This window comes from Aliterella sp. E5.1, from assembly GCF_057473825.1.
The window spans coordinates 1-7,679 of sequence record NZ_JBYCCV010000137.1 but is presented as its reverse complement, the minus strand read 5'-3'; the positions used below and the strand labels follow the sequence as shown (position 1 = coordinate 7,679).

The 7,679-nt window shown below is 41.5% G+C and carries 13 protein-coding genes and 1 pseudogene; 5 read left to right on the top strand and 9 right to left on the bottom strand.

Going from position 1 to position 7,679, the window contains the following annotated elements:
• The first annotated feature begins 116 nt into the window (after positions 1–116).
• The 3 genes from AC2VE5_RS22930 to AC2VE5_RS22920 all read left to right on the top strand — a co-directional run bounded on the left by AC2VE5_RS22930 (position 117) and on the right by AC2VE5_RS22920 (position 1,448).
• Positions 117–248, top strand: a complete 132-nt coding sequence (locus tag AC2VE5_RS22930) for a hypothetical protein (RefSeq protein WP_486889981.1) — start codon at positions 117–119, stop codon at positions 246–248.
• A gap of 145 nt (positions 249–393) precedes the next feature.
• The gene (locus AC2VE5_RS22925; RefSeq protein ID WP_486889980.1) at positions 394–582 is read left to right on the top strand and encodes a hypothetical protein; all 189 of its coding nucleotides are present in this window, start codon (positions 394–396) and stop codon (positions 580–582) included.
• 158 nt (positions 583–740) lie between these two features.
• Entirely contained in the window at positions 741–1,448 is a 708-nt protein-coding gene (locus tag AC2VE5_RS22920) for a Crp/Fnr family transcriptional regulator (RefSeq protein ID WP_486889979.1), read from the top strand.
• A gap of 80 nt (positions 1,449–1,528) precedes the next feature.
• Here AC2VE5_RS22920 and AC2VE5_RS22915 read toward each other — a convergent pair whose 3' ends face one another.
• The 8 genes from AC2VE5_RS22915 to AC2VE5_RS22880 form a co-directional block, all read right to left on the bottom strand.
• Positions 1,529–1,711: a YwiC-like family protein gene (locus tag AC2VE5_RS22915; protein WP_486889982.1), complete on the bottom strand. Its 183-nt coding sequence runs from the start codon at positions 1,709–1,711 to the stop codon at positions 1,529–1,531.
• Positions 1,712–1,740: 29 nt separating this feature from the next.
• Entirely contained in the window at positions 1,741–2,232 is a 492-nt protein-coding gene (locus AC2VE5_RS22910; RefSeq protein WP_486889978.1) for a hypothetical protein, read from the bottom strand.
• 14 nt (positions 2,233–2,246) lie between these two features.
• On the bottom strand, positions 2,247–2,591 hold the full coding sequence (locus AC2VE5_RS22905) for a cupin domain-containing protein (protein ID WP_486889977.1): 345 nt from the start codon (positions 2,589–2,591) through the stop codon (positions 2,247–2,249).
• A 28-nt stretch (positions 2,592–2,619) separates the two neighbouring features.
• Positions 2,620–3,396 (bottom strand): SAM-dependent methyltransferase, encoded by a 777-nt coding sequence (locus tag AC2VE5_RS22900; protein WP_486889976.1) that lies wholly within the window; start codon positions 3,394–3,396, stop codon positions 2,620–2,622.
• 101 nt (positions 3,397–3,497) lie between these two features.
• The gene (locus tag AC2VE5_RS22895) at positions 3,498–3,836 is read right to left on the bottom strand and encodes a hypothetical protein (protein ID WP_486889975.1); all 339 of its coding nucleotides are present in this window, start codon (positions 3,834–3,836) and stop codon (positions 3,498–3,500) included.
• Between the two features lie 38 nt (positions 3,837–3,874).
• Complete coding sequence (locus AC2VE5_RS22890; protein WP_486889974.1) at positions 3,875–4,324, bottom strand: pyridoxamine 5'-phosphate oxidase family protein; 450 nt, start codon at positions 4,322–4,324, stop codon at positions 3,875–3,877.
• Between the two features lie 67 nt (positions 4,325–4,391).
• The gene (locus AC2VE5_RS22885) at positions 4,392–5,135 is read right to left on the bottom strand and encodes an alternative oxidase (RefSeq protein ID WP_486889973.1); all 744 of its coding nucleotides are present in this window, start codon (positions 5,133–5,135) and stop codon (positions 4,392–4,394) included.
• Positions 5,136–5,356: 221 nt separating this feature from the next.
• Positions 5,357–5,815 (bottom strand): transposase, encoded by a 459-nt coding sequence (locus tag AC2VE5_RS22880; protein ID WP_486889972.1) that lies wholly within the window; start codon positions 5,813–5,815, stop codon positions 5,357–5,359.
• A gap of 881 nt (positions 5,816–6,696) precedes the next feature.
• On the opposite strand from AC2VE5_RS22880, the gene AC2VE5_RS22875 reads away from it, so the two are divergent.
• Together AC2VE5_RS22875 and AC2VE5_RS22870 are read left to right on the top strand one after the other, a co-directional pair.
• Complete coding sequence (locus tag AC2VE5_RS22875) at positions 6,697–7,119, top strand: SpoIID/LytB domain-containing protein (protein ID WP_486889971.1); 423 nt, start codon at positions 6,697–6,699, stop codon at positions 7,117–7,119.
• Positions 7,120–7,341: 222 nt separating this feature from the next.
• Positions 7,342–7,518: a hypothetical protein gene (locus AC2VE5_RS22870; RefSeq protein WP_486889970.1), complete on the top strand. Its 177-nt coding sequence runs from the start codon at positions 7,342–7,344 to the stop codon at positions 7,516–7,518.
• Between the two features lie 43 nt (positions 7,519–7,561).
• Here AC2VE5_RS22870 and AC2VE5_RS22865 read toward each other — a convergent pair.
• Positions 7,562–7,679, bottom strand: a pseudogene (locus AC2VE5_RS22865) (IS1 family transposase); the annotation flags it as partial.

Genomic DNA, 7,679 nt, shown 5'->3' with positions numbered 1-7,679 from the left:
AAGCATGACCTCACAGTAATTAAATCCTAAAGCTGTACTTTATCGGAATGAGAACTGCTGTAGTATTAAGTAAGTTATGCTTTCGGTTTTTGAAAGCTAGGATACCGAATAAATTTATGAAAGCAATAGCGATGGCTGAGGAATTAGACGAATTTATTGAGGTTGAAGATTCGCAACCAGGACTAATAGACTACACTATCGTTCACGGCTTCCGAATTCTTTACGCCGATCGCCCAGGATACAACTAATTTGTTGTTGCCAAAAAAGAATAGGCTTTGCTAAAGATAGACCACTGCCATACGTTTATTTGCTGGGTAGCAAATGCGAACCATCCAAGTTTGGTAGTCCTGTAATAAGTCAGCCTACTAAAGATAAATCGTTCAATTTCTAACTATGCCAGAACTACCCTTACTTGTCCTCATCGCGATCAAATTGGTTGTGCAAAGAGCTTTAATTGCCCTCTACGCAACGCGAGTTTCATGCCCAGTTAGAGATACCTTGGCTTTCTCAGAAAATCTAGATAGCCATATTGGAGCCATCTGGTTTCTCATTTATCACTACAATCAATCCTTACTTTTTTAGGTTTACTATAGAATTTATCAAGTAATGATTTTGGTTATGGGCGCGCACTCGTGCCACCTCCGAGGCTCCAGATAACGCTTCAGTCACACGGTGAAGATTATCCTATTTTGAAGCGGTTCTCATAAGTAAATACAAGTCTGATACTGCTCAATCAAACTATGCAAGCAACAATTGAACAAATCTCCCAAATTACTGTTTTTGGAGGTGTAGGACTAGAGGAATTAGCAATTTTGTCACCCTACACTCAGTTGCAATTCTATAGTCAGGGAGAAATTATCATGCATGAAGGCGATCTCTTACCTGCAAAGCTGTATTCTCTCCTTAGCGGCTCAATCCAAATTACTAAAACAGCATCAACAGGAAAACAAACGATTCTTCGCACCCTACCAGCCGGAGAAGTTTTTGCTGCACCTGCACTGCTGGGAAATGGTATTGCTCCTGCAACTGTAACGGCTGAATGTGATTGTCAAATTCTTATTGTAGAGCGAGATGCTTTACTTAATGCTATTGGGCAAAATCCTGAAATTGCTCTGCGGATGCTGATGGTTTTCAACTCCAGGCTTCAGCAACTGCATGAAACAGTACACGGGTTAATTTCTGAACGAGCGATTGTCCGACTAGCTCGATTTATTCAATATTTTGCAATGCAATATGGGACTGAAACAACTAAACTCGGTGAGTGTTTGAAAATTAAATTACCTTATTATCAAATAGCTCGGAGTATCGGCATTACTTATGAAGAATGCGTGCGACTAACTAAAAGTCTTAAATCTGTAATTTCCTATAGTCGGGGTGGTAAGATTACGATTCTTGATGGCAAAGCATTGGAGGCGACTGCTAATGGTACAGCAGAGGTCAATTCTTGATCTATAGCGTTCGCAGACAAGAGCAAATATGATACCTAGCCGTTTATCTTAAGCCCGTCCAAGACTTAATCTACTGTTATTTAAAGCATTACTAACCATGCTGGCAGAATGGCAAGGCAAACACCAGCAAAGGTAATTAGCTCATTAACAACTGATTTTTGTTCTCTACAGAGAACACAGAAAGCATCAATAACCAAAGCAGCGATCGCTCCTGCATAAATCCACAGTAACATTGGATGATTGAAGTAAAGATAAAGTGCGATGTTAAATTTCCCTACTTGAGAATAGCTTATTAGGCTGAAATCATGGCTTGCTCTCTTTCACGAGCATCCACAACGAGAGGTAAGCAAAGAGCCGCGATTGCCTTTTGCCACTCTTGGCGAACGTGCGCGTCTTCGACACCATTAAACAAGCTTACCAAGCGGGGAACAGACGCTTCTAAGGCTCGACGAGGAACTGGTTTATGTAACGCAACTAGGCTGCTCAGGCTTTCTTGATTGTTGACGAAACCAATTACCCATTTTGTCGTGTGATCTGGACTATCAGGAACACGCTTGACTTTTAACTCATTTTTCAGCCAGTTGTAAAAAGGCGGTAGTTCTTTGGCTAAGACGGCTCCTGCTGTGGGTAAAGTTTCCTTCAGCAAGTTGATGTCTAAGCTGTCTAGCTGTTGCTTAAGTTCAGGTGAATTGAGACACTGAGTTAGTGGTTTTGAGAGTAACGTTTCTACCTGAACTTGGGGTAAATCTAAATGTTGGGCGAAAGTTGAAATTATTGATTCCATTATTCAGAAAAAAATTAATTAGTATCTACCTTTTCGGAAAGTGTTAACAAAAATGCCAATTTCTCTTCAGACTTTAATGAGTGGGGAGCATTGGCAGGTATAAACACAAAAACACCTGGTTCTAGGGCAATATCTTGTCCCGACAAAGTTAGTAAACCCCGCCCTTCAATCACATTAACAGTGGCATTGCGAGGAGACTTATGCTCAGAAATCTCCGTGTTAGCTGTAAGACAAAAGAGCGTATATTGACAAGCTTGATCTTTTAGCAATACTTTATTGAAAGGTCCAGCATCAGGATATTCAATTTGTTCTCGCAATTGGGTAACGAAAGATGAGTTTGTTGTGATTTTAGAAGTCATAGGAATTCAGAATTTTGGATTAATACTGCTAGTGAGCAACGGCACACAGAATGATGTAACCTAGTTCCTGACGATATTTCTGGAAAACAGAGCGCATTTCTAAAAGCCTTTTGCGGATAGGTTTGTGGGTCAAAACATTACCCAAAATCCGAATTGTGTCTACAATGCCTTCATCTTGAATTATTCGTCTCAAATTCAGTAAGCCCATTGATCCAGCTTTATGCTTTTTCACTTGTAATCCGGCGGTTTCACAAGCCTGAATCCAGTTAGCTTCTGACAGGGGTGTAGAATTTACTCGGATTACTTGCGCTAGTTCAGAACGAATTTGTTCTTCTTTGTCACGGGCTAATAATTCGTGAGAGAGGAATTTACCTTTGGGTTTGAATTTATTGTGAACGCCAGCTAAAATCTTTGCTTTCCCCAGTGGGGATTGCATTGTGAGAATTGCTTCGGCTAAAACGTAATCAAACTGTCCTGGTATTGCCTCTAAGTGGAAAATATCGCCTTCGATAATTTCGATTTGATTTTCTAAACCAGCAGCACGAATATTGACACGCGCACGAGCTACACTATCAGAATCTTTTTCTACGCCAACGACTTTAACACCGTAGCGTTTAGCAAGAGCGATCGCACTGTAGCCAAAACTCGAAGCTAATTCTAAAACTGTTTCGCCAGGCTGAAAATTAGCCCACTGAAATAATTGCTCTGTGGCTCTTCTTCCCCCAGGACGCAGATATTTTTTGCCTGCTGCTGCTAGAACTTGGTGTCCTGAAGCGGTTTGAAAGTTGAGGGTAGCGTTGGTCATATCAAAAGACCCTTTTAGTTGGTACACTTCCAATTTGCCAGGTATTCTCAATAAAGTCTTTGAGCTATCTCATATTGGTGACATTAAAAATACTGTTCTAGTTACCAACTAATGACAGCAGCAACAACGGTGGTATTCGCAGAAAGCTCTACATTGTGAAATGACTCATTTGTATCTTCTATCAGACTGTTAGGCAAATTTCTTACCAGCGCTACTATAGACCCTGCTAGGTCATTCTCAGAAAATTGTTCAGGCAATCTTTCTTTTAGTTCTTCAGAGCGGAGGCAATCCATGAAACCGCGTATCAAAACCGGAACCTTACCAGCAGGAGTGGTATAGATTAAAGCTTCATTTTCCGCCAAGGGTATTTGACGAAACTGGTTCAAATCACCCCATCCTAAATATCGACATTCAAGGCTGTTACCAGCACTCATCATCATTGTTTACCTGCCCTCCAGTCAAGTTTGATCCTCTGGTATTACTGACTGCTTACTCCATCAGTTGTGCGTCCGCTCATCTCGCTCGGATATATACGGTAGATGGCGATTACCTCTGCACGTCCCCATGAATCGATCCAAGTTCGATTGATAGCAGGCGAAAGGGCTGGGTTACGCTCTTTGATGAACTGCATAGCACGATCAATGTCTTGCTGCTCTGTGAGGCGCTCGGCTCGACCCGCAACAATTACGCTACGCCAATGAAGGGGTCCGTGAATTTCTTCGACCTGTAGGCACACTTCTGGGTTCGCTTCTATATCATGAGTCTTCATGCCTTCGGTTGTAAACAGGTAGATGTCCTTTTCTTGGAGATAATAATGCATTGGCATCACGTAGGGTTTTCCTTCATGTATGAAACCAAGATGACCGTATCCTACTTGTTGTAGGAAGTCTTGTATTTCTTTTTGTCCCATTTCATCAATGTCTAACATAGTAATTCTCTTGCCCTAAATTCAGTTGACTTTGCTTTTCAGACCTTTAGTTATGTTTGAGTTCGGGTTATAAAAATTCTACTGGTTGCTTTTCCACTGCCTCTCGCACGATGTCAGAGGTATGTGCGTTAATTGCAGCCTTAACTGATTCTCTTAGAGGTAATCTAATAGCAGCGTGGGGACTTTGGAAGGTTTGTTGGGCATCGGGTTGTTGGCAAGCAATCATCGTTTTGACGTGTTCTAGTTCATCCTCCCTAATAGCAACAAATACATCGTAGAGATTTTCAATTTTGGGACGACGTTCTTGAGGAACCCGCGTAGTTTGAAATTCATCAAATAAGTAAAGGTCGCCATCGCGGTAGTAATTAATGGCGATTTCCGGTGCTGGTAAAGTTTTAAGTTCATCACCATGCTCTTTTATGAAAGCATCATAGGTATGGTATGCGTGTTCTTCCACCTGCTGCATGAAGTTGTAGGCATGGCGGGGTGAAAGTACATATACAAAGACAACAATCCAGTAGTAGACAAAGGCTCCTGCATGAGCAACAAAGCGGTCAATCCAGTATTGATTGCCGCCAAGAGACTCAGCAATGAGCAAGTGATGTAGTTCGTTCCAGGATTCGGCAAAGTGGACTTTTATCCAATCTGCCTTACGCCACCAACCCATTGTTTCATACAGATGTAGGACGGAGGTAAAAGCAAAGTAGGGGACGCGAGCAACTGTCTCCAATACATAAAATCGTGGATATAGGCGAGTACGATAAAAGGTATTCAGTAGTGCTTCTAAAATATTAACGAGTAGTCTGATCATTTTGTTATCTTCCTTAAGTTTGTTCCATCAAAATACATCAATCTTAGCTTTCTCTTTTCAAAAGAAAATATTCCATAAGATGTAGGTTTGACAGATTGCATTGAGCAGTTGATTAAGCGGATGTTGATGAAATCATGATGATTTTTAGGTAGTTGTTTACGAAAGAATTAGAGTTTCAAGTTTCACATTTGTCAATTTTTATTATGGAATCAGCAACGCCATTAAGCAAAAACAAGTTTGGGTTCAGGAGTATGTCCAAGATAGATGTGTGCCGCAGACTTCAAAACGATTTCAGAATAAAGAATCTTCTGCATATCTAAACTGGGGAAGCGACTGGCAATAGTCCGGTAAGCTTTAATTTCACCTTCAAGAGTGAAGTCAGAATGGCTCAGGTAGTGGTCATAATCGTGAACTGCCAGAAATGCAAATCCGTAAAATGGATTGGGGTAGAAGTCTGCACCGTAGGTTTCAAGTGACACCCACAGATGTTCCTTCTCGATGTCAGCAAACAGTTCTTCTACCGTTTCATACCGCATAGAGTCTGAGGCTTGAACAGCAAAAGGAAGCGCTCGAAATTCACTCATGATTAACTCACAAAACTCGGCGCTGGTTTCTTCAGAGATTTCAGCAGGAGTTCCTTCAAGGTAGATTTTAGCGAGTTTTTTTGTTTTAGTTGCCATTTTAGTCACCTCCTGAAACCTAAGCAATGTCGAGATTATAATTAACATTGGTTGTAGTCTTGATAGGAAAGCATCTTTATTACCTTTAGTCTGACAAAAATGCACCGTTACTTTTATGAGCTAGCTCATAAAAGTAACATAAATGTGCGTCTTGTAAAATTCAGTAATGCTCCTGTGATCTAGGAAATGAAACTTGTCAGACATTCGTGTACAAGCGATCGCCTACTTCAAGCTACTTCCTTTTGCTAATAACTGACCAAAAAGCAAGGGATTTGCCGATTTTTAGCCTGCTTATGAGGAGATTTTCTAAAATCTAAGTATCAAGTGGTCGATAAGAAAAGTGGCAAAACTAATTTGACCAAAGCGATTTAACTGCACACCTTGCAAAACTTAAGTTTCTCGTCTAGTGAGTAAAACTTGATGTTTCTCTAAAAAGCACTAGAAACCACATTGGAGCTATCTGGTATTTCATCCACCATTACAACGAATCTTTATATATTTAGGACGATCATCATTTTTGTATCCTTACCTGTTTAGGACTATAGCCCTACAAATTCATGTTAAGACATAAAATAGGAAAACAAGAAAAACAAAGAACACTTATGCCTGCCCCCTACAGTAATGAGCGCTCAAAAGTATCCATCAAAAGCCCAAGCTGAAAGCTCGAAAAGCAAGGCGAATACACGCCCCTACATCGCTCCAGCTATCGAGATATGAGTAGCGGTTTCTCAAGAGATTAGTAATATTGCGATCGCATCCTCAACAGAAGCAAATATCGTAGATGGTTATGGGCAAAATCTAGAGCCGCTTCTACCCAACCAATCGTTCCACATAAGCGTTAGTAATTCGACAATCAATTCGGTGGGCAGGTTTCCTCACCCTTGTGGGTTGAGCCAAAAGACGGTGGAGCGGTATTCGTCGGTAATAACTGGTACAGGGGCAAGTTACTGTTGATAGCGCAGGGGGATAACTTACTCGCTATAAACTATGTGAATTTGGAAGAATATTTACTATCCGTTGTAGGCAGCGAGATGTCTGCCGCCGCGCCCATCGAGGCGTTGAAAGCCCAGGCAGTGGCGGCGCGTTCTTACGCTTTGGTTCATACTTTTCGTCCTGCCAACCAATGGTTTGACGTGACTTCCGGGGAAAGACACCAGGCATACAAAGGAGTTGCTACCGAGTACAGCACCACACAACAAGCCGTTGCCGAAACAGCCGGAGAAATCCTTAGCTATCAGGGTGGTGTATCGAATCTCTCTACGGAGCAACCCAGGCGATCGTCGATAAGGCACACAAAGGTGTAGGCATGAGCCAGACGGGGGCTTATGCTTATGCCAACCAGGGGTATGATTATCGGCAAATCTTGGACGTGTACTATCCTGGGGTGGCGATTGCGAGGTTGGAGTCGAAGCGGTAATTTTTTTATTTCCAAGTAGCGGCTGGAAAATAAAAGGTAGAATTAAGAATAAAGTTTAATCAGTAAAGATAATTAGAGTTTAGAACAATTAATTAGGAGCGTAATGAATATGACAACCGCTACGGTTCTTTTAAAGAGTGGGGAAGAAGTACAGGTTTCTGTAGAAGAACTTGAAGATTATCTCTACAGTAATGCAGCAAATATTCAAACTCGCCATGTACAGAGGCGAGGAAAACGTAGAGAGCAAGAAGAAACATCCCAAACGGTCTTCGTCAGCAATAAATAATAACTGTAACGCTAGGAAAATTTGCTTCGTATTCGGTAGTGCGTCAGATTATTGTGGGATAGGTCACGATATCATTCCAAGTCCATGGTCGAGAGGTTAATCCTGCTCGTTGTGCGGCAGTGGACTTGAACCGACTATGCTGCCAAATCCAATTGAAGTAA

Coding starts and splice junctions, on each gene's coding strand:
- AC2VE5_RS22930 (WP_486889981.1), top strand. CDS start 117: ATGAAAGCAATAGCGATGGCTGAGGAATTAGACGAATTTATTGAGGTT.
- AC2VE5_RS22925 (WP_486889980.1), top strand. CDS start 394: ATGCCAGAACTACCCTTACTTGTCCTCATCGCGATCAAATTGGTTGTG.
- AC2VE5_RS22920 (WP_486889979.1), top strand. CDS start 741: ATGCAAGCAACAATTGAACAAATCTCCCAAATTACTGTTTTTGGAGGT.
- AC2VE5_RS22910 (WP_486889978.1), bottom strand. CDS start 2,232: ATGGAATCAATAATTTCAACTTTCGCCCAACATTTAGATTTACCCCAA.
- AC2VE5_RS22905 (WP_486889977.1), bottom strand. CDS start 2,591: ATGACTTCTAAAATCACAACAAACTCATCTTTCGTTACCCAATTGCGA.
- AC2VE5_RS22900 (WP_486889976.1), bottom strand. CDS start 3,396: ATGACCAACGCTACCCTCAACTTTCAAACCGCTTCAGGACACCAAGTT.
- AC2VE5_RS22895 (WP_486889975.1), bottom strand. CDS start 3,836: ATGATGATGAGTGCTGGTAACAGCCTTGAATGTCGATATTTAGGATGG.
- AC2VE5_RS22890 (WP_486889974.1), bottom strand. CDS start 4,324: ATGTTAGACATTGATGAAATGGGACAAAAAGAAATACAAGACTTCCTA.
- AC2VE5_RS22885 (WP_486889973.1), bottom strand. CDS start 5,135: ATGATCAGACTACTCGTTAATATTTTAGAAGCACTACTGAATACCTTT.
- AC2VE5_RS22880 (WP_486889972.1), bottom strand. CDS start 5,815: ATGGCAACTAAAACAAAAAAACTCGCTAAAATCTACCTTGAAGGAACT.
- AC2VE5_RS22870 (WP_486889970.1), top strand. CDS start 7,342: ATGACAACCGCTACGGTTCTTTTAAAGAGTGGGGAAGAAGTACAGGTT.